Below are 25,371 nucleotides of genomic sequence, written 5' to 3'. Positions count from 1 at the left end.
ATTAAACAACCCTATACAACTTCTCATAAAGCAGCTTTTTAAGCGAAGTATAATTAACGACCATTTCTAGAATGGTAGTACGCTCAACATCTGCTTCTGAAGTGGCGAGCAATTCTTTTATTTTATGTTCAATTAAAATACGACGTAGATTTAAAATAGCATCCATCACCAGCTTATTCAGATTTTTATCTTTAGCACTCACATAAATTTCTTTGCGTAGCCAGTCACTCAATACATATTTTTCATCATCCATTAAAATATCGGTGACCATTTGGCTAATAGCTAAGTCTTCATGATTAATAAATGCTTCTAAATTGATCTGTTCTTCTTGATTTAATTGATGAATCGCTTCATAATAAATTTTCTGAAATACCTCATTGCTAAACTCTATTTCGTCATCTTGTAAATGCAAATAGATCTCATTCGACACCGTATTTTTATATTCTTCTTTTACAATCTTTATACGGCCTTCTTCATCTTCTTTTTCTACATAATCAACAAAATCAACCGTTTCGTTACCATACAATAGTAATATCTCTATTAGCTTCTTTTCTAAGCGGTGTAATTGATCTACTTTTTCAAGCTGCTGTTCTTTCGGTTTACGCTTTACTACTTCAAAAGAATTTGTGGTAACGGGTATTTTACTACCATCACGTTCTTCTTTCTTCGCGAGTTGCGCTAATTCACTAAATAATACAGACTCTGAGATATCCATGATTCGAGCGCACTCTTGCACATATACTTCGCGTTGTATATTATTCGGTATCTTAGAAATGCTTACCACAATATCGCGTATGAGTCCCGCTTTTTTAACCGGATCATTTTGCGCTTCTTGCATCAGGAGTGATACCTTAAATTGAATGAAATCTTGGGTATTTTCCTTAAGATATGCTTCAAGCTCAGCTGATGTATTATTTTTTGCAAAACTATCTGGGTCTTCTCCTTCAGGGAAAGCGATGACTTTTACATTTAACCCTTGCTCTAAAATCAAATCAATACCTCTTAATGAAGCTCTTATACCTGCTGCATCACCATCAAAAAGTACAGTTATATTTTGTGTTAACCTACTTACCAATCGAATTTGTTCTGGTGTAAGTGCTGTACCTGAAGAGGCTACTACATTCTTTACGCCCGATTGGTAAAACTGAATGACGTCAGTATATCCTTCAACTAAATAACAGTTATCTTCTTTGGCGATCGTCTGTTTTGCATGATAGATTCCATACAACACCTTACTCTTATGGTAAATCTCACTCTCAGGTGAATTGAGATACTTCGCAGCTTTTTTATCTGATGTTAAAATACGTCCGCCAAAACCCAACACACGACCACTCATAGAATGTATAGGAAACAATACGCGTCCTTTAAAACGGTCAAATTGTTTCTGCTCTTTTACAATGGTGAGACCTGTTTTTTCTAAAAACTCTAATTGATATCCTTTTTTTATTGCAGTATTTGTAAAGGCATCCCACTCATCTAGGGCGTACCCCAATTGAAACGATTCAATTGTTTCATCTGTGAAACCGCGTTCTTTAAAATAGCTTAGACCAATAGCCTTACCCTTTTCTGTATTTCGTAAAACATCATGAAAGTAATCGCGCGCATATTCTGAAACGACAAACATACTTTCGCGCTCAGTAGCTTGTTGCTTCTGTTCGTCTGTACGTTCCGTTTCTTCGACTTCAATATTGTATTTTTTAGCGAGATAGCGAATCGCTTCAGGATATGAGTAGTGCTCATGCTCCATCAAAAATGAAATCGCATTACCGCCTTTCCCAGTACTAAAATCTTTCCAGATTTGTTTTACTGGTGACACCATAAAAGAAGGTGTTTTTTCATCAGTAAACGGGCTTAATCCTTTGAAGTTACTTCCCGCTTTTTTAAGCTGTACAAAATCACCAATTACTTCTTCAACACGAGCAGTTTCAAAGACTTTATCTATGGTGGTTCTGGTGATCATAATACCTTATGATACCGCTTTTAGCTTGCTTAGCGTAGATTTGGTAAGCTTATCTTCGGCATATTCTTTCGTTACTTTTAGTGATTTTTCATCAGAACTTGGTAATTCGAACATCGCATCAGTTAGAATAGCTTCAACCAATGAACGTAATCCTCTTGCGCCTAACTTATATTCGATAGCCTTTTCTACAATGTATTGCAACGCTTTTTCATCAATATCAAACTTGACATCATCCATATCAAACAATTTTTCATACTGCTTCATAATAGCATTCTTAGGCTCCGTTAAAATGGCACGAAGTGTTCCTTCATCTAAAGGATTCATATAGGTTAACACTGGAAGACGACCAATAATTTCGGGGATAAGTCCAAAATCTTTTAAATCTTTAGGCACTACATATTGCAATAGATTATCTTCATCAACGCGTTCTTCGCTTTTAGAAGCACTATAACCCACCGCTTGCATATTTAGACGCTTACTAATTACTCGTTTAATACCATCAAAAGCACCCCCAGCAATAAATAATATATTGCGTGTATCTATTTCTACAAATTTTTGATCTGGATGTTTTCTTCCGCCTTTGGGTGGTACATTCACTACCGTACCTTCTAGTAATTTTAGTAACGCCTGCTGTACTCCTTCGCCAGAAACATCTCGTGTAATCGATGGATTGTCACTTTTTCTAGCAATCTTATCAATCTCATCAATAAAAACGATTCCTTTCTCAGCCTTTTGTGCATTATAATCTGCAGCTTGTAGTAAACGTGTTAATATAGTTTCTACATCTTCTCCTACATAACCCGCTTCAGTTAAAACCGTAGCATCAACAATGGCAAACGGAACGTTTAACATTTTAGCGATGGTTCTTGCCAATAATGTTTTTCCTGTTCCGGTTTCACCGACAAGCATAATATTACTCTTTTCAATCTCTACATCATCTTTCGTCTTAGTCGGTTTTTGAAGTAAGCGCTTATAATGATTATATACTGCAACCGCCATTACTTTTTTAGCTTGATGTTGCCCAATAATATACTCATCTAAAAAAGCTTTGATTTCTTGTGGCTTTTTTAACACCAATTCACCTGACAAGCCTGTAGCATCTGTTTCCGAAATTTCCTCTAAAACAATACCATGCGCCTGCTCAATGCAGCGATCACAAATATGTGCATCTAAACCCGCTATCAATAAGTTGGTTTCGGCTTTTTTACGACCACAAAACGAACATTCTAATTCTTCCTTCTTTGCCATATATCAGATATTAGATGTATTATTAAACTAATAAACACCTCTATTATTTTATTTTTCTCTTACCAAAACTTCATCGATCATACCGTATGCCTTCGCTTCTTCGGCTTTCATCCAGTAATCTCTATCTGAGTCGTTGTGTACTTTTTTTACGGTTTGTCCAGAATGTTTTGCAATAATTTCATACAATTCATCTTTTAATTTAAGGATCTCACGTGCTGTAATTTCAATGTCGGATGCTTGCCCTTGTGCACCACCCAATGGCTGATGTATCATCACTCTAGAATGTGGCAAAGCAGAGCGTTTTCCTTTCTGACCAGCACACATTAGCACAGCGCCCATAGAAGCGGCCATACCTGTACAAATTGTCGCTACATCTGGCTTAATAAATTGCATTGTGTCGTAGATACCTAAACCGGCATAGACACCACCTCCAGGTGAATTAATATAGATTGAAATATCTTTAGAATTGTCTACACTTTCTAAAAATAACAATTGTGCCTGCACAATATTTGCCACATAATCATCGATACCTGTACCCAGAAAGATAATGCGGTCCATCATTAAACGTGAAAAAACATCGAAAACAGCGATGTTCATCTGGCGTTCTTCTATAATATTTGGGGTAAGCCCAACAGGGTACATGGCACTAATCATCTTATCATAATACATGCTGTTGATACCTTGATGTTTGGTGGCATATTTTTTAAATTCTTCTCCGAAGTTCATTGTAGTATTTTTAAGTATATAAAGATGTAAATATACTAACTAATTTATAATTTTAAATTAACACTATTTTGTAAATAAAAGTTAAAAATAAAACCCCAAAACTAACTGCTTCGGGGTTGCTATTTTCATTAAGTATAGTTGTTGACGCCTAGCGACGATTATATTTTATTTGTAAACTTCTTTTACAAAATCATCAAATGAAACTTCTTTTTCTTTAAGCTTTACATTTTCTTTATAAAAGTCTAATAATTTCTGACTCATTAATTGCTCAGATAAGCGCTTTACCTCGTCTTGATTACTCAAGATTCGACCAGCAATTTCATCTAATTCTTTTTCTTCAGGATTTGCGTTACCAAACTGTGCCATCTGTCCTTTAATAAACCCTTTAGCAAATTTCTTCAATTCATCAAAAGTAACTTGTAAGTTATTATCCTTAGCAATTTTACCTTCAATTAGTTGATAACGTAAACCTTTTTCAGAACGATTATATTCTTCGGTGGCCTCTTCAACTGTTAATTGTTTCTCACCAGCTACAGCTAACCATTTTTGTAAAAATTCTGAAGGTAATTCGAACTTTGTATTTTCTATTAAACTTTCAGTAACAGCATTTAACAATTGCTGATCTGATTGCTGTTCGAATTGCTTTTCAGCATCTTCTTTTAATTTAGCTTCAAATTCCTTTTTTGTTTTTACAGCATCCTTACCAAAAAGCTTATCAAATAATTCCTGATTTAGTTCAGCAGGCTCTGTAGTGGTGATCTCCTCAACCTTAAAAGTTACTTCAATATCTAAATCATGTGCCTCATCGTGAGAAACTCCTAAATGATTCTGCAAAAGATGGTCATCTTCAAATAAGTCTTTTGTTTTCACCTTTATTATATCACCTACGTTAGCTCCGATAAAATTCTTTTGGTTTGTTTTACCTTTAATTTTATCTAGCTTAAAAGTCGTTTTCTTCTCAATTTCTTTCTCTTCATTGGTAAACGTTCCCGTAATATTAGCATTCTCTACAACCGCTGTCTGAGAAATCATTTTACCGTAGCGCTCTTGAATATTTTGAATCTGATCATCGATCATCTTCTTATCAGCAACAATTTTATAACGTGTAATTGCTTTTTTAGGATTTAAATTCACCTCAAACTCTGGCGCTAATCCTACTTCAAATTCAAAAGAAAAATCGTTCGCTTCCCAAGAAAAATCTTCTGGCTGTGCTTTTGGTAGTGGATTCCCTAAGATATCTAATTTCTCTTCAACTAAGAATTTACTCAACGAATCTTGCAATAACTTATTCACCTCATCTATCAGTACTGGTTTTTCGTATTGCTTTTTCACCAAACTCATAGGAACATGACCTTTTCTAAAACCAGGAATATTTGCCTTTTTACGGTAATCTTTTAAAATTTCGGCCACTTTATCTTGATAATCATCTTGTGTGATATCAATTTTTACTACTGCATTTAAATCGTCAATCTTTTCTTTTGTAATATTCATCTTTTGCTTGTTTTCTTAATCTATTGAAACTACCAACTTTTGCGGGCGCAAAAGTACTAAATTTCTCTAATAAAACAATTTATCTTTTGTTTTGTTTTTCACCTTTAAGGAAGGAATATAGTATTGATTGAAATAAGGATAATAGCAAACTAAATAAAAGCGCGTATCCGAATCCAGCAACCGTAAACCCAACAACCAATTTACCTGCCAAGAGTATAATACAAGCGTTAATTACGAATAAAAACAATCCTAACGTCAATATAGTAATTGGTAAAGTAAATAATATGATTAGTGGGCGAACAAAAATTCGTAACAACCCTAATACAATTGCTACAACAATTGCCGTTGTATAATTTTCTATCGTAATACCTGGCAATAATTGGGCTAATATAATAACCGCAATAGCAGTTAAAAGCATTTTTAATATAATTTTCATATGTTTTGTGTGTTTCTAAGTAGTAGAGCATCCACAAGCATGCCAGAAAATTATTTTGCCAAAAACCTGACAACAGCATCATAAAAATCGCTTGGATTTTCAGCATGTAGCCAGTGACCTGCATTTTTGACAGTAACTAATTGTGAATTAGGAAAGTGTGCTTGAATTAAACTTAAATCTGTATCATCTATATATCCTGAGTTTTCACCTCTTAAAAACAAGGTTTTTCCTAAAAATTGCGATAGACTAGGTATCGCAATACCTATTTCGTCATAATGATCGACTAATGTTTTTAAATTAAATCGAAAACCAAACGTGTCTTTTGTAACTCGGTGTACATTTTTCATTAAAAACTGTCGCACACCAACTTCAGAAATATAATTACTTAATATGGTGTCCACATCTTTCCTTGATGTTATATTAGAAAAATCAACCGCCTGTAATGCGTTAAGGATATCATGATGATGTGCAGAATAATAACGAGGACCAATATCTGCGACCAGTAATCTATTGACCAATTCGGGATATGTCACAGCAAAAAACATCACTGTTTTTCCGCCCATTGAATGGCCTAATAAATTTACTTCCTTAAGATCATGAAATTTAATGTATTCAAGTAAATCATCAACTAAAACTTCATAGTTAAACGCATCTGAATGAAAGCTACGACCATGGTTTCGTTGATCTATTAAATGTACTTCATAATCTTCAGCAAATTTAGTACCGAGGGTTTTCCAATTATCACCCATACCTAGAAAACCATGTAGAATTAATAAAGGCTCACCTTGGCCTAGTATTTTAGAATGCAAAATCTCCATTAATTCAGTCTATGTAGGTACATATTCACAACGTTTTGTAAACCTAAATACAATGCTTCCGAAATTAAAGCATGCCCTATAGAAACCTCTAAAAGATTAGGTACATTCTTAGCAAAAAACTCAATATTTTCAAGACTTAAATCATGACCAGCATTAATACCTAAATCAAATTCTGAAGCTAATTTAGCTGATTCAATGTATGGTTTAATAGCATCTTGGTTTCCTAAAGCGTATTGTGTTGCAAAGTCTTCTGTATATAATTCTATTCGATCAGCTCCTACTTTTTTAGCGCCCTCAATAAAAGCAGGTACATTCTCCATAAAAATAGAGGTTCTAATATCATTTTTTTTAAACTCACTAATAACTTCAGTCAAAAAAGATTGATGTGTAACCGTGTCCCAACCTGCGTTTGAGGTAATGGCATCTACAGCATCAGGCACCAAAGTTACTTGTGTTGGCTTGATCGCTAAAACCATATCAACAAATTTCGTGATAGGATTACCTTCTATATTATACTCGGTAGATACTACAGACTTTAAATCGTATGCATCTTGATATTTTATATGACGTTCATCGGGTCTAGGATGCACTGTTATTCCCTGAGCGCCAAAATCTTGAATGTCGATTGCTGCTTGCACAACATTAGGCGTATCACCACCTCTCGAATTTCGTAATGTGGCAATTTTATTAATATTTACACTTAGTTTTGTCATCGCTTTATGCTTCTAATAAAGGAAAACAAAAATACTGCTTTTGTATTTGTATTTTAACTATTTTGCGACTTATTATGCAAACATCAGACTATATAACTAAAGATATAAAAGCCCTTACACTAGAAAACACAATTCTAGATGCTCAAAACCTTTTTAACCAGCTTACTTTCACACATATTCCTATAGTTGAAAAAAGCATTTATTTAGGTTCAATTTCTGAGGCTGATATTAGCACGCTTGAAAATAATGAACGAAAAATTGATGAAATTAGATATCTGTTTGATACTTTTTTTGCCAATGAAACTGCTAATTGGTTTGATCTTTTAAAAGACTTCGCACAAAATAACACGAATGTTATTCCTGCTTTAGATAAAAACCAAAAGTATGTTGGTTACTTTGAGTTAGCAGACATTCTTACTATTTTTAATGAAACACCTTTTTTATATGAGTCGGGAGCCATATTGGTAATTTCAAAAAATATTAGGGAGTATTCGTTTGGTGAAGTCTCTCAGATTGTAGAGTCTAATAACGGAAAACTTTTAGGTGCTTTTATTTCAAAAATTGAAGGTGAAATTGCTGAAATTACCTTAAAAATGAATATCTCAGAACTTAATAACTTAATACAATCTTTTAGAAGGTACGAATACAGTATTTTAACTGAGATTCATGAAGATGAATATTTACAAAGTTTAAAAGAACGATCAGCATATTTACAGAAATACCTCAACATTTAGAAGATGAAAGTAGCAGTATATGGTCAATACTATAAAAGTGATGCTGTAAATTTTGTACAGCAATTATTAGATACCTTAACGAATAATGCTATAAATGTTTATGTTGAGAAAAAATTTTACAGTTTAGTTAATTCTGATAAAGAATACAAAATATTTTCTCATTATAAAGATTTAGATAATTCTTTTGATCTAATGTTAACCTTAGGAGGTGACGGTACATTTTTAAGAGCTGTTACCTATATACGCGACCTAAATATTCCCATACTTGGTATTAATACAGGTAGGTTAGGTTTTTTAGCAACTATACAGAAAGAAGAAATTGAAGCTTCTATAAAAGCTATTTTAGCTAAAAATTATCATATTATTGAGCGATCTCTATTAACTGTGAACATATCTTCACAAAACAGAGAGGTTGAAGAAGCAAATTTTGCATTGAATGAAGTAACAGTTGCTAGACGCAATACTACTTCAATGATTACCATAAATACAGCATTAGACGATGAATATTTGACCTCGTATTGGGCAGATGGACTTATTATTGCTACCCCAACTGGTTCGACAGGATATTCATTAAGCTGTGGAGGACCTGTAATTACACCTCAAGCAAAAAGCCTAGTACTTACGCCAATTGCACCGCATAATTTAAATGCTCGACCCTTGGTAATCCCTGATGAAACGACTATAAAATTAAAAGTAGAAAGCAGAGAAAAACAAGCTTTATTGTCATTAGATTCTAGAATCTTTGCTATTGACAATGAAACAGAAATAACTATCAAAAAAGCATCCTATACTTTAAAAACTATTCAATTTAAAAATCAAACCTTTCTTAAAACCTTAAGAGAAAAATTATTGTGGGGAGAAGACAAAAGAAACTAATAATTAAGCTTCTTTACAACAATATTTTATCATAAAATCTGTTTATAAAAAAGACCCTGATCAAACTACCCAAACTATATAGATTTATTTATATTTGCAAACTCTTTTAAGATGAAAAGACAGTTTTTAATTTACGTGTTTTTATGGGCATCTTCTATTGCCTATGCTCAGCTCTATGAAATAGGTTTATTTGCTGGCGGTAGTAACTATATTGGTGATATAGGGCCTACGGCATACATTAATCCCAATTTTCCTGCTGTTGGTGGAATTGCTAAATTTAATTTTACACCTAGAGTGAATTTTAGAGGTACTCTTATTTGGACAGACTTAACGGCAAACGACGCGAAGTCAAACTCAAATTTTAGAGTAAATCGTGATTTTAGTATAAAAAACAGAATATTAGAAGCTTCTGGTGGTATTGAATTTAATTTTTTTAAATATAGTATGAATAAGGTTGGTTTTAGTCAAACACCTTATATTATTGTTCAGGGTACCATAACTAATTACAGGGTTTATTTCGAAAAAGATCCAGGTCAATTCTTTAGTAAAAGAAAATTTGCAGTCATGCCTTCTGCAGGATTAGGTTATAAAATGAGATTAGCTGAAAATTTAGCCATTTCCTTAGAATCTAGTTTTCGATATACTTTACAAGATGATATAGATCATACATCGGTTACTTTAATTGATGTTGGGAATACAAATAGTGATGACTGGTACGTGTTTACAGGTTTTACATTAACCTATGGATTTGGCCGACCGGGCTGCTATAAAGGTATTTTTTAATTAATGTCGTTTAAAACTCAAATAATCCCAGATAAAATCCCTAATCACATCGCTGTTATAATGGATGGTAATGGGCGTTGGGCTAAGAAAAAAGGAATGGCTCGGGTTTTTGGTCATCGAAACGGAGTAAAAGCCGTGCGAGAAACTGTAGAATCTGCAGCCGAAATAGGCATTAAAGTACTTACACTGTATGCTTTTTCTACAGAAAACTGGAATCGCCCTAAAATAGAAGTTGATACCTTAATGAGTCTTTTAGTGAGTTCGTTAAAAGATGAATTAAAAACACTTCAAAAAAATAATATTCGACTTAAATGCATTGGTAATATAGAAAACTTACCAAAAAAAGCCCAAAAAGAGCTTAAAGAAGTTATTGATAGAACTCAAAATAACACTCATATGATTCTTAATTTGGCTTTGAACTATGGCGCTAGAGAAGAAATTGTTAATGCTTTTAAAAAAATCTCTAAAAAAGTTGTTAATAATCACCTTTCGGTTGAAGAAATTAATGAAAAAATTATAAATAATCATTTATATACATTTACTTTGCCCGACGTTGATTTTTTGATACGTACCAGTGGCGAAAAGCGCATCAGCAACTTCCTTTTATGGCAAATTGCTTATGCTGAATTGTACTTTACTGAAGTGCTATGGCCCGATTTTAGAAAAGAAGATTTTTTTCGAGCAATTGTAGATTATCAAAATAGAGAACGACGCTTCGGAAAAACAAGTGAACAATTAGAAGACAAGAATGAGTAAACTTAAAATCAGTCTATTAGTCATAAGCTTAACAACCTTATTTTTAGCTTATGCACAAGAAATTACTATTAAGAAAGACTCGATAAACTTATCAAAAAAAGATACTATAGCCCCTATAGTATCTGACACAATCCCTATTGTTAAACAACCCTTAACTAAAGAAATATTTGCTATTGCAAAAGATTATATTTTAGGTGGTATATCCGTTAATGGTAATCAGCAATTTAGTGATCAATCTATTACTATCTTCTCAGAGTTAACAGTTGGACAACCCATAAAGATACCAGGTGACAAATTAACATCTGCGATTAAGAAATTATGGAACTCTAAACTATTTAGTAATGTAGATGTTTATGTTGCTAAAGTTGATGGTGAGACTATTTATTTAGAATTTGATGTAAAAGAATTATCGAAAGTAAGCTCTGTAGAGTGGCGTGGTATTAAAAAGGGTAAAGCTGAAGATTTACAAAAAGAAACTGAATTTAAGAAAGGTGCTATGCTCACCGAGAATCTGCTTACAACTACCAAAAACTACATAGAGAAAAAATATATAGATAAAGGGTTTTTAAAGGCAAAAGCAGCAATCACAACTAAATTAGATACCACAAGTACAAACGCTGAAAAAGCTTTAGTAGTTATTGATAGAGGTGATAAGATAAAAATTAAAAATTTACGCTTTCATGGCAATGAAGCGTTTAAAGAAAAGCGTTTAAAACGTTTATTAAAAAAGACGAAGCAAAAGAATCTTCTGCATATATTCAAGCCTTCAAAATATATTGAAGAAAAATATACCGAAGATCTAGAAAGCTTAGTAGAAAAGTATCGTGAGAAAGGGTATAGAGATGCACAGGTTCTAAAAGATTCAATATCTTGGAATGATGATAACACCATTAATTTAGATATCTATTTAAATGAAGGAAGACGCTATTATTTTGGTGATATCAGGTTTTTAGGCAATACCGTTTATTCAGACGAACAACTTACTGAGTTTTTAGGTATTGATAAAGGTGAAGTTTATAACGGAAAAGTCTTAAATGAACGTGTTAAAGGCGATGGTTCACCTGATTCTCAAGATATCACCAATACGTATTTAAATAATGGGTATTTGTTTAGTACAGTTACCCCTGTTGAAACTAAGGTAGAAAATGATACTATTGATATTGAAATTCGTATTAGAGAAGATGAACCCGCAACTATAAGAAACCTCACCCTAGTTGGTAATGAAATTACAAATGATCATGTTTTAATGCGTGAAATTAGAACAAGACCTGGCAAACTCTTTAGTAGATCAGATATTATTCGTACGATTAGAGAATTAGGTCAATTTCCTTTTATTGACGCAGAAAACATAGTACCAGATGTGAAACCCAATTATAATGACAAAACTGTCGATCTTGAGTACAGTATAGCCGAAAAAGGTGCGAGCCAAATAGAACTACAGGGTGGTTTTGGAGGTGGTACATTTGTGGGTACACTTGGTTTATCATTTAGTAATTTTTCTATTAAAAATCTTTTTAATGGTAAAGAATATAAACCAGTGCCTAGAGGAGATGGACAGAGTGTTTCATTGAGAGCACAGGCAAGTCGTTTCTCTAGTACTTATAGCTTATCGTTTACAGAGCCTTGGTTAGGCGGGCAAAAACCCAGGGCTTTATCATTTTCTATCTATAATTCTAGTCAGTTTAGTTTTAATCCTTTAAGTCGTAATGTAGATAGGAGTCAAAAATTAGATATCATAGGTGCAAATATTGGTATTAGCCAGCGTTTAAAGTGGCCCGATGATTTTTTTACAGTATCTGCAGCATTGAGTTATCAGCGTTTCAAATTGAATAATTTCTTTCTAAGTACACTTAGAACCAGTAACGGTACTTCAAACAATTTATCACTAGCTCTAAATTTCGGAAGAAATTCAGCAGGCCCAAACCCTATTTATCCAACTAGTGGTTCTCAATTTAATGTAGGCGTAAAAGCTACACCTCCTTATTCCGCTATTAGTGGTGAAGATTTTTCTAATGCTACTGATGCTGAAAAGTTAGAACTCTTAGAATTTTATAAAATTAATTTTAGTGGAAAATGGTATAATACAATTGCTGGAAAGCCAGGACATCAGTTAGTATTATTATCTAGTGCAGAATTTGGTTTTTTAGGCGCTTATAATAATGATAAAGGGCTCTCTCCTTTCGAACGTTTTTTCGTTGGTGGTGATGGTTTAGGGCAAGGGCAATTTGATGGTCGCCAAAATATCGGATTAAGAGGGTATCAAAATTCAAGCCTATCAGTAGATCCTATTTCAGGTACAGCAATTGGTAGTGCGACCTATAATAAATTTACATTAGAATTACGCTATCCGTTAACTTTAAAACCATCAGCTTCTATTTATGCACTTGGTTTTTTAGAAGCAGGAAACGCAGCAGATAGCTTTAAAAATTTTGAACCTTTTAAGTTAAGACGTTCAGTTGGTGCTGGTGTGCGTATTTTTATGCCTGCTTTTGGCTTGTTAGGAATAGATTTTGCGAAAGGTTTCGATACGGATCAATTTGTTGGCGGACAATCTGTACACTTCATTATTGGTCAACAATTTTAACTTAAATTACTACATTTGCAGCAATCATTACTTTTGGCACGGTTTTTTCTAAATATACTTTTGCAACATGGTACGTAATGTTTTAATTATTATAGTTTGCTTTATTAGCTTACAAGTAATGGCTCAAAAGCCACAACGAATTGGATATATAGATATGGAATATATCTTAGAGAATGTTCCTGAATATACCGAAGCGCAAGCTAAATTAAATCAGAAAATACAAGAGTGGCAAAAAGAACTAGATGATATAAAACGTGACATTGAAGTTCTTAAAACAGATCTTAGTAATGAAAAAGCATTATTAACTAAAGAGTTAATTGAAGAACGAGAAGAGGATGTAGAAATACGGCAGCTAGATTTAAAAAATTTACAAGCTGCATACTTTGGTCCAACAGGTGATCTTTATTTAATGAGAAAACAGTTAGTAAAACCCATACAAGATCAAGTTTATAATGCCGTTCAAGAGATTGCTGTTAGAAAAAAATATGATATGATTCTCGATAAGTCTAGTAACTTAATCATGTTATATACTAATAAAAAATTTGATGAGAGTGAAACAGTACTGAATCGTATTGTAAAAAATAGAAAGACCAAAGTACTTAAAGAAAAGAGAAATGAAAAACTAAATGCAAATAGTGCAAAGTCATCTGAAAGAACACAAAATAATAACACTGATAAAGCAGTTCAAGAAGAAGCGAGAACTAATCGAATTAAGGCGCAACAAGATGCTAGAGCTAAAAAGCGAGAAGAAATAAGGAAAGCCGCAGAAGAACGTAATAAAAAACGAGCAGCAGAAATTGAACGTAGAAGGAAAGAAAGAGAAGCAAAAGTAGCAAATGTCACGACCTTAGATACTAAAAAGGATACAACAAAAGTTGTAGCTCAAAATAAAGTAGCCCGAGTAAAAGACACCGTAGCACTCAAAAAATTAGACAGTGCTAAGCAAGCAAAAAGACAGGCACTTTTAGAAAGAGCAAGATTGGCTAAAGAAGCAAAGGAAAAAAGGCGAAAAGAACTTATAAAAGCACGTGAAGAGAAAAGAAAAAAGCGTTTAGAGGAATTAGAAAAAAGAAAGAAGAAACAAACAAAAGGGAAAGAAGAAACAAACAACAATTAATATTAATAAATTTACTTAAAGACAAATGAAATCATTAAAATTACTATTATTAGCAAGTGTATTATTTTTAGGATTCAATGCGGTTGAGGCACAAACTAAAATAGCACATATTAATACAGAAGCTTTAGTAGCGGCAATGCCAGAAACTAAGCAGATGGAAGAAGAATTAAAGAAGATCGCTCAGACTTATGATACCGAGTATAAATCTCAAGGTAGTGCATTACAAGCTAAGCTTCAAAAATATGATGCTGAAGCAAAAACACAAACGGATACTGAAAATCAAAAACGTGCACAAGAAGTAGATGAATTGAGAAAGAAAATTCAGGTGTATGCACAAACAGCTCAGCAAGAATTAGCGAAGAAGCAGCAAGATCTTTTTACACCTATTATAGAAAAAGCTAAAAAAGCAATTCAAGATGTAGCGAAAGAAAAAGGTATTCAGTACGTATTAGATTCAACTCCTGGTAAAGGTGTGATTGTAATGGATGGCGAAGACCTAATGACTTCAGTAAAAGCGAAGTTAGGCATCAACTAAAAATGAATTTTATTTTATTTTAAATCCCGCCTCTTAGCGGGATTTTTTATTTTTGACCTTATGAGTAAACAACCTATTGGTATATTTGATTCTGGTGTTGGCGGATTATCTATATGGAAAGAGATTACCCAACTATTACCAAATGAGAATACCGTCTATTTAGCAGATAGTAAAAACGCTCCTTATGGTCAAAAATCAAAGGATAAAATTATTGAACTTTCTATTAAGAATACTGAGCTATTACTCGAAAAAGAATGTAAACTAATCGTAGTAGCTTGTAATACAGCAACCACAAACGCTATTACCTATTTACGGAAAAATTACAATATTCCTTTTATTGGAATTGAACCAGCCATTAAACCTGCTGCTTTACAAACCAAAACCAAGGCTATCGGTATTTTAGCAACCAAAGGCACACTAACAAGTGAATTATTCAATCAAACTTCAGAAAGGTTTGCTTCAGATATAAAAGTTATTGAACAAATTGGTGAAGGGCTGGTTCCTTTAATTGAGCAAGGTCAGATAGAAAGTAATGAGATGAAAGTATTACTCGAAAAACACTTACAACCAATGCTAGACAATGACATAGATTATTTAGTTTTAGGCTGTAGTCATTATCCATTTTTAATACCAGAAATTCGTGAGATTATTGGTGAGCATATAAGAATAATTGATTCTGGTGAAGCTGTTGCAAGACAAACAAAAACAATTATTCAACAAAATAATTTATTAAATACTACCCATGATTCGAATCACCAAATTTATACTAATAAAAATTTAGTCTTGTTGAAAAGATTTATAGATTTAAAAAATAAGGATCTATTAACTGGGTATTTAGATTTTTAAGACACTATCCCTTTTTTTAGCACATTTTCAAGTTCTTGATGTACATAAGATACCCTAGCACTCTCATTGAGGTTCTTATTAAAAATCTTCCTAAACTCTTTTTCGAAACTTCTACAGATGATGAATACAAATTCTTCAAAACCTGCTTGCAATACATCATAAATTGAAAATAAAAATAGTATCTTCTTGTGGTATAAACGAATCACATTTGTTTTAAACCTCCGTAACGGTTTCCCATACCAGCGGTTAAGATTACAAGTATAGGTTTATTCATTTTTTACTATCTTATTTTCTATGCTTCTTAAATTACCCCTAGTTGTTTTCCAACCTTGGTAAAAGCTACTATTGCTTTATCTAAATGTTCTTTTTCGTGGGCAGCTGAAAGTTGCACTCTAATTCTAGCCTTTTCTCTTGGAACTACAGGGAAGAAAAACCCAATGACATAAATACCTTCTTTTAGCAGTTCATCGGCCATCACTTGTGATAGTTTTGCGTCATATAGCATTACGGGTACAATTGCAGCATCGGCACCTACTAAATCAAAACCAGCTTCTTCCATACCTTTACGGAAATAGTTGGTATTCCATTCTAATTTATCACGTAAAGAGGTGTCATTGGCTAATAAATCAAAAACTTTTATGGAAGCACCCACAATTGCTGGCGCCAGCGAATTTGAAAATAAATAAGGGCGTGAACGCTGACGTAAAATATCAATAATTTCTTTTTTTGCTGTGGTATATCCACCCATAGCGCCACCCAAGGCTTTACCTAAAGTTCCCGTAACAATATCTACGCGTTTTAAAACATCTTTTAACTCTAAAGTGCCACGACCTGTTTTGCCAATAAATCCTGCCGCATGGCATTCATCTACCATGACCATAGCATCATATTTGTCCGCGAGATCACATATTTTATCGAGATCAGCTACGATGCCATCCATAGAAAAAACGCCGTCTGTAACAATGATCTTAAATCTAGCACCAGCTTTGTTTGCTTCTTGTAAACGCGCTTCTAACTCTTGCATATTATTGTTTTCATAACGGTAACGAGCTGCTTTACATAAACGTACACCATCAATAATTGAAGCATGGTTTAGAGAGTCAGAAATAATAGCGTCTTCTTTAGTTAATAAGGGTTCAAAAACCCCTCCGTTGGCATCAAAAGCGGCAGCATAAAGAATCGTGTCTTCGAATCCGTAAAAATCAGCGATTTTTTGTTCTAATTCTTTGTGAATGTCTTGGGTACCACAGATAAAACGTACAGACGACATCCCGAAACCATGGGTATCCATGGTGTCTTTTGCAGCTTGAATAACATCAGGATGATTCGATAAACCCAAATAATTATTGGCACAAAAATTAATTACTTCTTCACCAGTAGAAATTTTAATTACCGCATCTTGTGATGAAGTGATAATACGCTCTCTTTTATATAAACCCGCATCTTTAATGCTTTGTATTTCTTTTTGTAAATGTTTTTGAATACTTCCGTACATTGTAATTCGATTTCAGGCTTGATTAATTTATGTTTCTCACTTAACTTCTTGATCATAATTTCAGACATCATGTCTAAATTATAGTTTGGTTTCCAATTCCAATCTTGTCTGGCCTCATTGTCATTTATAATTGACGGCCAATTGGAAGCTATTTTCTGTCTAAAATCAGGCTTGTACCTAACTTTAAAATTTGGGACAAACTTCTGAATTGACGCTACAATTTCTTTTGGGGAAAAGCTCATCCCCGCCAAATTATAGGAAGTTCTAACCTTAATATTTTCTTTAGGAGCATCCATTAATTCTATAATGGCTCTAATAGCATCATCCATAAACATCATTGGTAGAACAGTGTTCTCAGAAATGTAGCATTCAAAACTTTCTCCATTTATAGCTTTGTAATAAATATCAACCGCATAATCGGTAGTGCCGCCTCCTGGCAAAGATTGATAACCTATTATACCTGGAAATCGTAACGATCTTACATCCAGCCCATAACAATCAAAATAATATTGAGCCCAATTCTCTCCTGCAACTTTACTAATACCATAAACCGTTTTTGGTGTTAAATTTGAAAATTGAACCGTATTATTTTTATCAATGTTATTGCCAAATACTGCGATTGAGCTAGGATAAAAAACTTTCTCTACAGTATTGAGCCTTGCAATTTCTAAAACATTAAACAGAGATTTCATGTTAATATCCCAAGCCTGCAACGGTTGTTGCTCACCTTTTGCCGATAAAATTGCTGCTAGATGATAGATTTCCTTAATGTTGTTTTCAACTACTATCTTCTGTATGGCACTATAATCTGTTGCATCCAATTGAAAAAAGCGTCCGTTAAAATCTATTGGAGCGCGTAAATCTGAAGCAATAACATTATCAATACCCCATTTCTCTTGCAGTCGCTTTGTTAAAACACTTCCTATCTGACCACAGGCACCTATGACAAGTATTTTATTCATCTTATTTCTATTAAATCAACATTTAGATTTATAAAGAAATAAAACCTTTGAAGTGTTACTATTTTCAAAGGTTTTATTCTAAAAAATTAATTCAAATAAAATTTAATTGTGTTTATAACCTTTGATTTCAGCCATTGCTGCAAATCGATCACCATCAAGAGCCGCATTCATCGTAATTCGTATATACCTAGTCGTTTGCGCCGATGTAAAATCAATATTTTGATTATCTGGCCCACCAGCCATATCAAAATCACCAAGCGACGTCCAGTTAGTATTATCTGAACTTACTTCTATTGTTAAATTACTAACGTTTCTTGATCCGTTTCTTTGGTTAAACTGTAATCCATCTAGTTCTGTCATTGCCCCCATATCTATAGTTAAATAATGTGGGTAAGCAGCTGACGAGCAATCTCCATTCCAACACGAGTGCCAGTATGTATCTAAATTACCATCAAGAACATCTATAGCTCTACCTGTTGAGGCTTCTCCAGTTAATTCTTCAGTACTAAAATCTATGACCGACCAATTAGTTCTATCAACTAAATCAACCTCTGCTACAGGTGCAGGCTTTGGTAAGGATTCAAAATTTATACTTGGCGCTATACCTCCAGCAGCTCTATCAAAATTGGTATTAGGATTTACATCATCATTAAAAAAACCGCAATTTTTTAAGAAAAACTTATTTCCATCTGTCCCGCCAGCATAATCTAACCTATAACCATTATTAGCCGTAGCATCTACCGTAAATCTAGCTTGTGTTAGTTCTGTCCAATTATCATCAGTATCTAAAACCCATTGATTACCATAATTTACCATTCTTTCAATATAACCAGTACTAGGGCTAAAATTCTCTAAAAATGAATGCAATCCTGTAAGGTGAGTAGAGGTCTTTGGTCTTCTCAAACCAGCCATAAGTTGCCAATCTCCAACCTCTGGATCAAAATACCAAGCCGTATAATCTGTTGATTCATTTACTGAGGGTTCTGCCTTTAATAAAAATTTATATGTGGTACCAGCTTTCCAAGCTACTTTTTTAAACGATTGTTTACCAGAGCCTTCATTACCAAAATCTTGTACGGTAACACCTTGCCCACTACCGAGATTAATAACTTTGTAATCTTCTGGTATTTGATTAGGATCGTCTGTACTAAAGGCACTCCAAATAGAGAAAAGAAAACGTCTTTCTGAATCTGAATTAACTTGCATACCAAAATATCCTTGTGAGTGACCATTAGCCATAAAAAAGGAACCTACAACATCTTCACCTTCTGGCACGGTAACTTCATTATAAAAGTATTTTACTGTCTTGCCAGACGGCAAGGTATAACTAAGATGGTCTGATGGACCTCTTCTACCAAAATAAAACTCTTCAACTGGTACATAGGCCACAGCACCCTCTGCAGCAGCACCACCAATTAGTATATCATTAATATCTCCAATATGTGTTCCTGATTTTTCTAAACCTTGTATTTCTATATAGTTATAACCAGAAGATACATTAAAGGCTCCTACTTCTACAGTGTCATAATCTGTATTAGTTATTGTAATCTCTTTAGTTTCACCGCCTACAGTAACTTTTATTTTAGAAGTTCCATCGGGTGATTTCGCATTTAAACCTAAATGTAATTCTCCAGCTGAAGACAGGTTAAAGAACGTGCGAATGATGTCTGTTGTTTCTGTCCAATTATGAATTCCAGAATTAGAAACAACCACCCCATCTTGTTGTAAATTATTAACAACCCAACTATTAGATCCTGCAGGTATTGTTTTTGTAAACATTAATGTTACTGGATCTGGGTCACCTCCTGGGCTGGGGTTATCTCCAGAGATATCGTCGGAATTGCATGCGTTTATAGCAATTCCCATAAAAAACATTATTAAAACTTTCAATTTCTTCATTTTAAATTATTAATATTAAAATATTTAATTATAAGCACTGATTTCTGCTATTGCTCCATTATCAGATTCATCATGAGCGTTCTTCATAATTATTCGTATATACCTAGCATTGGTAGTTGTAAAATCAATGTTTTGAGCATCAGCTATGTTCTCTAATACAAAGTCACCCGCAGAAGTCCAGTTTGAATTATCTATACTTAATTCTATGGTAATATCTTTTACAGCTCTAGATAAGGTTTGTCTTTGCGCGAACTGTAATCCGGCAACACTTAACTCTTCTCCCATATCTATTGTAATATGATGTGGTGGCGTAGGAGTACATCCACTCCAGCAAGAATGCCAGTATGTATCTAAATTACCATCCAACACATCTGCTGCTCTACCTGTATCGCCTTCACCGCCTTGATCTTCTTGGGTACTATATTCAACTATTGTCCAATTCGTTCGGTCGTAGATTGTACTATTATTATTTGTAGAACCACTTACATAGGCATTTATTTCTGCCATGGCTCCATTTTCGGTACCGTCAAAGGCCGATTTCATAATCACTCTTATATATCTTGCACTTACAGGAGAAAATCCTACATCTTGAGCTTCAGTTTTTTCTTCTAAAACAAAATCCCCTACAGACGTCCAATTTGAATTGTCTGTACTTACTTCAACAGTTATATCTTTGATAGCTCTTGACAATGTTTGCCTTTGGGCAAATTGTAAGCCTCCTACTTGTACTTCAGATCCCATGTCTATTGTAATATGATGTGGTGCAGTAGCTGTACATCCGCTCCAGCAAGAATGCCAGTACGTATCTAAATTACCATCTAATACATCTGCTGCTCTACCTGTATCGCCTTCACCACCTTGATCTTCTTGAGTACTGTATTCAGTTACAGTCCAACCATTTCTATCTGATAAATCTCCTGTTGGCGCAACATTACCAGTACCACCACCTCCAGTTACGTAAGCATTTATTTCTGAAGCTGCAGCAAAAACGGCTTCGTCATAAGACGATTTCATTATCACTTTAATATACCTAGCATTAACAGGGGGGAAACCAATATCTTGAGGATCTAGAACACGCGGATCAGCATCACTTTCACCATTTTGCAATACAAAATCTCCAACAGAAGTAAATGTTTCATTGTCTGTGCTTACCTGAATTTCAAGATCTTTCACACTTCTTCGCCCAGTATCTCTATGTGTATATTGAATACCACCTACAGAAAATTCTTGCCCCATATCTATGGTTAAATGATGTGGATATTCATTTTGTGGATCACAACTCCAGCATGAATGCCAATACGTTGCTCCATCTCCATCCAATACATCTGCAGCTCTACCCGTATCGCCTTCACCTGTTGTCTCTTCTGAACTGAAATCTGCAATAGACCAACCAGCTCTATCTGAGAGTTCTCCCGTTGGCGCTACATTGCTTGTATCTTCACCAGACACAAAGAGATTTATCTCTGAAGCTGCGGCAAACACGGCCTCGTCATATGATGACTTCATTATTACTTTGATATATCTAGCATTAACAGGAGTGAAACCAAAATCTTGAGGATCTAGAACACGCGGATCAGCATCGCTTTCACCATTTTGCAATACAAAGTCTCCTACAGAGGTAAATGTTTCATTGTCTGTACTTATCTGAATTTCGAGATCCTTTACACTTCTTCTCCCAGTATCTCTATGTGTATATTGAATACCTCCTACAGAAAGTTCTTGCCCCATATCTATGGTTAGGTAATGAGGATATTCGTTCTGCGGATCACATGACCAGCACGAATGCCAATACGTAGTACTATCTCCGTCTAGCACATCAGCGGCTCTTCCTGTTTCTCCTTCACCCGTTGTCTCTTCTGAACTTAAGTCAATTATTTTCCAACCGTTTCTATTTGATAATTCTCCTGTTGGATTAATTCCTGAATCTGGATCTGGGTCTGGTGCTCCCACCTCAATAACTGGCGAATATAATATCTGATCGGGATCACACGACAAAAGTGAAATCCCCATACCGACAAATACTATCAGTAATAACTTAATGTTCATTGCTTTGGTCATAACTTCTAATTTAATTTGTATAAAATAATATCTAATTAATAGTTCTGTATAGTTGGTACTTATCATTATTATTAGCAATAAGTACCGATTTAGAATCCTTATTTTTTAACAGTAACATGTGTCTAACGTCTCCGTCAGCATACATTCCTGTTAGCTTATTATGTATATATTGAAAGTTCTTATTATTTGTACCTTTAAGAAATACTCCTATTCCTGCATCAGCCCTGGTAGTCTCTACTTCTGATGTGTAATTATTACCCGCTAAAAGCAAGTCTTTTATAGCATCACCATCAAAATCTTCGAAGAGGATACTGTTTATAGTACTAATTTGTGCTTCCATTGGGAATGGAACAAACTCAAAATGATTGTTATTATTTATAAAATAACCTGATCTAAATTCTACTACTTGAAAATGAATAGCATCATCAAATGTATCGCCAATTATTTGTTGCAAACTACTGTTTGCAAACTCATTGTATGTCTTTACTCTTTCTTTTAAATACGGCATTTGCTGTGCTGTACAACTTTTTCCTCTTACAGGAACAAGGTTTAATTCATTGTGTTTAGCGAGCATGATGTCTTCAGTACCATTAGCATCAAAATCGTTAGTATATACGTGAAAAGGTTTTTCTGGCGAAGCATGAAATTTGTAATTTAAACCAAGATTACCTGCCACTATATCTAAATCACCATCATTATCAATATCATCTATTAGAATCTTATTCCACCATCCTGTTAGATTTGATAAATTGTTGTACGTAGTATCTCTATTAAGTGTACCTTTATCATTGGTGAAGACTTCAATACCCATCCATTCTCCAGCAACAATTAAATCTAAATCTTCATCTTGATCAATATCTGCCCATTGTGCAGATGTTATCATGCCAATTTTAGCAATGTCTTGCGCCAGTTGGCCTGTTCTATCAACAAACTTTCCGCTTTCATTTATAAGCAAAGTACTTTTAGGAGCATGTGGGTATTTACCAGGAATAACTCTACCTCCAACAAAAAGATCTTGATCTCCATCATTATCATAATCTGAAGCAATTACCACAGAACCTGCTGTTTCAATTTTAGGCACTCTGTTTTCTGATTTGGTGAAATTGAAATTTCCATTGTTTATATAGAGTCTATCATATAAGAGCTCAGGTTTTTCATTAAACTCGTAACTACCACTTACAACATACAGGTCTTGATCTCCATCACTATCAGCATCGAAAAAAGTAGCGCTAACATCTTCATATAATTTATCATTATCGAAAATTTTTAAACTAAGTTCTTTATAACCTTGATTTTTAGTAGATAGTAAAATTTTTCCGGCATAAGTATGTGCTCCACCAATATAAATGTCATCAATTCCATCATTATTTAAATCAGATTTTGCAACCGCTGGACCCAACTGAGATAATTTATGCGGTAAAAGCAGTTGTACATCATAATCATTGAATATTTTCTCTTGATGCGAAGCATTAAAAGGCTGTTTTAAAAATAAAGTTTGTGCTAAAGAACTGGTAGCGTTTTTTACTGAATTTAAAGCTTCTTCGTACCCTATTTTTACAGTTTGATTAGCCTCTAAGTCTCGTATAGTTTGCTTTTTACCATCTGCCCAAATAATTGTTAGAGAATCTACCTTCTCTTGTTTCCCTAAACCAAAATGTAATTTATTAGAAACTGAAGATAAATAGCCTCTTGCGTTAATTAATTCTCTGGTAAGGTGTTTATTGTCTGGTCTATAAAGCTTTACTTTGGCACCCACGCCAAAAGGATTATTTTTTGGCCCTTTGAATGTAACTTGCAGGTAATTACCCTTATTAAGTTCTCTGCTATTATTCTTTAATATAGTAGCATTTTCGTCTATATTATTGGTAACCACATCTAGATCGCCATCATTATCTAAATCTACATAGACGGCTCCATTTGAAAATGTTTCTTTTAAGTTAGACCATTCGTCTGTTTTATTTACAAAATTTAGGTTGGCATCATTCTCAAAGAAGTAATTTTTAAGTTTCTGCTGTGGAAGCTTTTGGGTAAATTTATAAAAATCTTCCTCAGTAAGATTTTTCTTATTTTTTTTAATATAATCATTAATTTCATTATTCACATCTCTATCTACTACATCTCTGTAGATACCATTTGTTACATACAAATCGCTATTACCATCTAGGTTAAAATCTGCAAATAAAGCTGACCAACTCCAATCAGTTTTAGCAACACCAGAAAGATTCGCCATTTCACTAAAAGTTCCATTACCATTATTAAGCTGCAAAACATTATGCATGTATTGATAATGGTAATTATTTTCAACCATCTCATTGAACCTTTTTATTGGCATCATAGCCATAGTTGTTTTAGACCTGACATAATCTTCAGGACTCATATCGAGAACAAATAAATCTGGAAATCCATCATTATTAATATCAGTAATATCAGATCCCATACTGTAATATGAGATATGTTTAAAAAGATCATTTCTTCTATCAGTAAAAGTGCCGTCACCATTGTTAATGTATGCAAAATCTGGTGTTATAAAGTCATTACTCACATAAATATCTAGCCACCCATCATTATTTAAGTCAGCTACTTGTGGATGAAGTCCAAAACCTAAATCAGGTACAATTCCTGCTTTTTCTGAAACATCTGTAAACTTACCTTTGCCATTGTTTTGGTAGAGTTTATCACTACTTTTATGTGTAGCTGTTTCTTTAGTATTAATAACTTTTTCTAAATCTAACAATGCCCCAGAAAGGTTAAAATCTGATGGTGCATTTGCTACATAAAGGTCTAAATCACCATCTTTATCATAGTCAAAAAATGTAGAAGAAATCGATCTATTACTATCGTTTAAACCATATTCAGCGGCCTTTTCTGTAAATGTTAGGTTTTGATTATTGATATAAAGCATATTAGCCAATTTTTGATCACCAGTATACCAACCTGCTCTATTTATATAAATATCAACATAACCATCATTATTTACATCGGCTATAGAAACGCCTGCATCAAAACCTACACGTTTTTCAATGCCCGCTTTTTCAGTTATGTCTTCAAACTTAAAATTACCCTTGTTTAAATAGAGTTTATTAGGATATATATTTGAAGTAAAAAAAAGATCTTGCAAGCCATCGTTATTAAAATCTGCAGCAGCGACACCTCCTCCAATATATATATACAAGTATCTATAGTAGTGTAACTTTTCAGACTCCAGTATTTTGTTTTGAAAATTTATATTGGTAATCTCTGCAGGAACTTCAGTAAATAATTTATTTATTTCTAAATCATTTGCAGACTTACCGCATGATATTATAATTAACGTCAAGCAACAGAATAAAAAATA

At 33.8% G+C, this 25,371-nt stretch carries 20 protein-coding genes; 8 read left to right on the top strand and 12 right to left on the bottom strand.

Going from position 1 to position 25,371, the window contains the following annotated elements; translation table 11 throughout:
- Position 1 precedes the first annotated feature (1 nt).
- The 7 genes from dnaG to AC1EUY_RS12025 all read right to left on the bottom strand — a co-directional run bounded on the left by dnaG (position 2) and on the right by AC1EUY_RS12025 (position 7,392).
- The gene (gene dnaG, locus AC1EUY_RS12055; protein WP_480195794.1) at positions 2–1,960 is read right to left on the bottom strand and encodes a DNA primase; all 1,959 of its coding nucleotides are present in this window, start codon (positions 1,958–1,960) and stop codon (positions 2–4) included.
- Positions 1,961–1,966: 6 nt separating this feature from the next.
- On the bottom strand, positions 1,967–3,208 hold the full coding sequence (clpX, locus tag AC1EUY_RS12050; RefSeq protein WP_480195793.1) for an ATP-dependent Clp protease ATP-binding subunit ClpX: 1,242 nt from the start codon (positions 3,206–3,208) through the stop codon (positions 1,967–1,969).
- A gap of 48 nt (positions 3,209–3,256) precedes the next feature.
- Complete coding sequence (clpP, locus tag AC1EUY_RS12045; RefSeq protein WP_480195792.1) at positions 3,257–3,934, bottom strand: ATP-dependent Clp endopeptidase proteolytic subunit ClpP; 678 nt, start codon at positions 3,932–3,934, stop codon at positions 3,257–3,259.
- Between the two features lie 165 nt (positions 3,935–4,099).
- Positions 4,100–5,425 carry a trigger factor gene (gene tig / locus AC1EUY_RS12040; protein ID WP_480195791.1) on the bottom strand — a complete coding sequence of 442 codons (1,326 nt, stop codon included), beginning with the start codon at positions 5,423–5,425 and terminating at the stop codon, positions 4,100–4,102.
- A 79-nt stretch (positions 5,426–5,504) separates the two neighbouring features.
- Positions 5,505–5,861, bottom strand: a complete 357-nt coding sequence (locus tag AC1EUY_RS12035) for a phage holin family protein (RefSeq protein WP_480195790.1) — start codon at positions 5,859–5,861, stop codon at positions 5,505–5,507.
- Positions 5,862–5,911: 50 nt separating this feature from the next.
- On the bottom strand, positions 5,912–6,679 hold the full coding sequence (locus tag AC1EUY_RS12030; RefSeq protein ID WP_480195789.1) for an alpha/beta fold hydrolase: 768 nt from the start codon (positions 6,677–6,679) through the stop codon (positions 5,912–5,914).
- Entirely contained in the window at positions 6,679–7,392 is a 714-nt protein-coding gene (locus AC1EUY_RS12025; RefSeq protein WP_480195788.1) for a pyridoxine 5'-phosphate synthase, read from the bottom strand. The genes AC1EUY_RS12030 and AC1EUY_RS12025 overlap by 1 nt, the downstream gene beginning before the upstream one ends.
- Positions 7,393–7,466: 74 nt before the next feature.
- Between AC1EUY_RS12025 and AC1EUY_RS12020 the strand changes: the two genes are divergently transcribed.
- The 8 genes from AC1EUY_RS12020 to murI all read left to right on the top strand — a co-directional run bounded on the left by AC1EUY_RS12020 (position 7,467) and on the right by murI (position 15,623).
- Positions 7,467–8,126 (top strand): CBS domain-containing protein, encoded by a 660-nt coding sequence (locus tag AC1EUY_RS12020; protein ID WP_480195787.1) that lies wholly within the window; start codon positions 7,467–7,469, stop codon positions 8,124–8,126.
- A gap of 3 nt (positions 8,127–8,129) precedes the next feature.
- Positions 8,130–9,002, top strand: a complete 873-nt coding sequence (locus tag AC1EUY_RS12015; RefSeq protein ID WP_480195786.1) for an NAD kinase — start codon at positions 8,130–8,132, stop codon at positions 9,000–9,002.
- A 111-nt stretch (positions 9,003–9,113) separates the two neighbouring features.
- Positions 9,114–9,785, top strand: coding sequence for a type IX secretion system protein PorG (gene porG / locus AC1EUY_RS12010; protein ID WP_480195785.1), 672 nt, complete (start codon positions 9,114–9,116; stop codon positions 9,783–9,785).
- Between the two features lie 3 nt (positions 9,786–9,788).
- Positions 9,789–10,541 carry an isoprenyl transferase gene (locus AC1EUY_RS12005; protein ID WP_480195784.1) on the top strand — a complete coding sequence of 251 codons (753 nt, stop codon included), beginning with the start codon at positions 9,789–9,791 and terminating at the stop codon, positions 10,539–10,541.
- Positions 10,534–13,125 carry an outer membrane protein assembly factor BamA gene (gene bamA, locus AC1EUY_RS12000; RefSeq protein WP_480195783.1) on the top strand — a complete coding sequence of 864 codons (2,592 nt, stop codon included), beginning with the start codon at positions 10,534–10,536 and terminating at the stop codon, positions 13,123–13,125. Before AC1EUY_RS12005 ends, bamA begins: the two co-directional genes overlap by 8 nt.
- 118 nt (positions 13,126–13,243) lie before the next feature.
- Entirely contained in the window at positions 13,244–14,242 is a 999-nt protein-coding gene (locus tag AC1EUY_RS11995) for an OmpH/Skp family outer membrane protein (protein ID WP_480195782.1), read from the top strand.
- A gap of 25 nt (positions 14,243–14,267) precedes the next feature.
- Positions 14,268–14,777 carry an OmpH/Skp family outer membrane protein gene (locus AC1EUY_RS11990; protein WP_480195781.1) on the top strand — a complete coding sequence of 170 codons (510 nt, stop codon included), beginning with the start codon at positions 14,268–14,270 and terminating at the stop codon, positions 14,775–14,777.
- A gap of 60 nt (positions 14,778–14,837) precedes the next feature.
- On the top strand, positions 14,838–15,623 hold the full coding sequence (gene murI / locus AC1EUY_RS11985) for a glutamate racemase (RefSeq protein ID WP_480195780.1): 786 nt from the start codon (positions 14,838–14,840) through the stop codon (positions 15,621–15,623).
- Positions 15,624–15,924: 301 nt separating this feature from the next.
- Here the strand turns inward: murI and kbl are convergent, their stop codons facing one another.
- From kbl to AC1EUY_RS11960, 5 genes are all read right to left on the bottom strand, one after another.
- Entirely contained in the window at positions 15,925–17,118 is a 1,194-nt protein-coding gene (gene kbl / locus AC1EUY_RS11980; protein WP_480195779.1) for a glycine C-acetyltransferase, read from the bottom strand.
- The gene (locus AC1EUY_RS11975; protein ID WP_480195778.1) at positions 17,013–18,080 is read right to left on the bottom strand and encodes an NAD-dependent epimerase/dehydratase family protein; all 1,068 of its coding nucleotides are present in this window, start codon (positions 18,078–18,080) and stop codon (positions 17,013–17,015) included. The genes kbl and AC1EUY_RS11975 overlap by 106 nt, the downstream gene beginning before the upstream one ends.
- Positions 18,081–18,182: 102 nt before the next feature.
- A complete protein-coding gene (locus tag AC1EUY_RS11970; protein WP_480195777.1) occupies positions 18,183–19,979 on the bottom strand; it encodes a DUF3472 domain-containing protein in 1,797 nt (598 codons plus the stop codon).
- A 24-nt stretch (positions 19,980–20,003) separates the two neighbouring features.
- On the bottom strand, positions 20,004–22,037 hold the full coding sequence (locus AC1EUY_RS11965; protein WP_480195776.1) for a discoidin domain-containing protein: 2,034 nt from the start codon (positions 22,035–22,037) through the stop codon (positions 20,004–20,006).
- A gap of 31 nt (positions 22,038–22,068) precedes the next feature.
- Positions 22,069–25,353, bottom strand: a complete 3,285-nt coding sequence (locus AC1EUY_RS11960; protein WP_480195775.1) for a VCBS repeat-containing protein — start codon at positions 25,351–25,353, stop codon at positions 22,069–22,071.
- Between the last annotated feature and the right edge of the window lie 18 nt (positions 25,354–25,371).

The organism is Maritimimonas sp. 2210JD6-3 (assembly GCF_056591795.1).
Note: the sequence above shows the minus strand (reverse complement) of the source record. Positions and strands in the feature narration are given on the sequence as shown.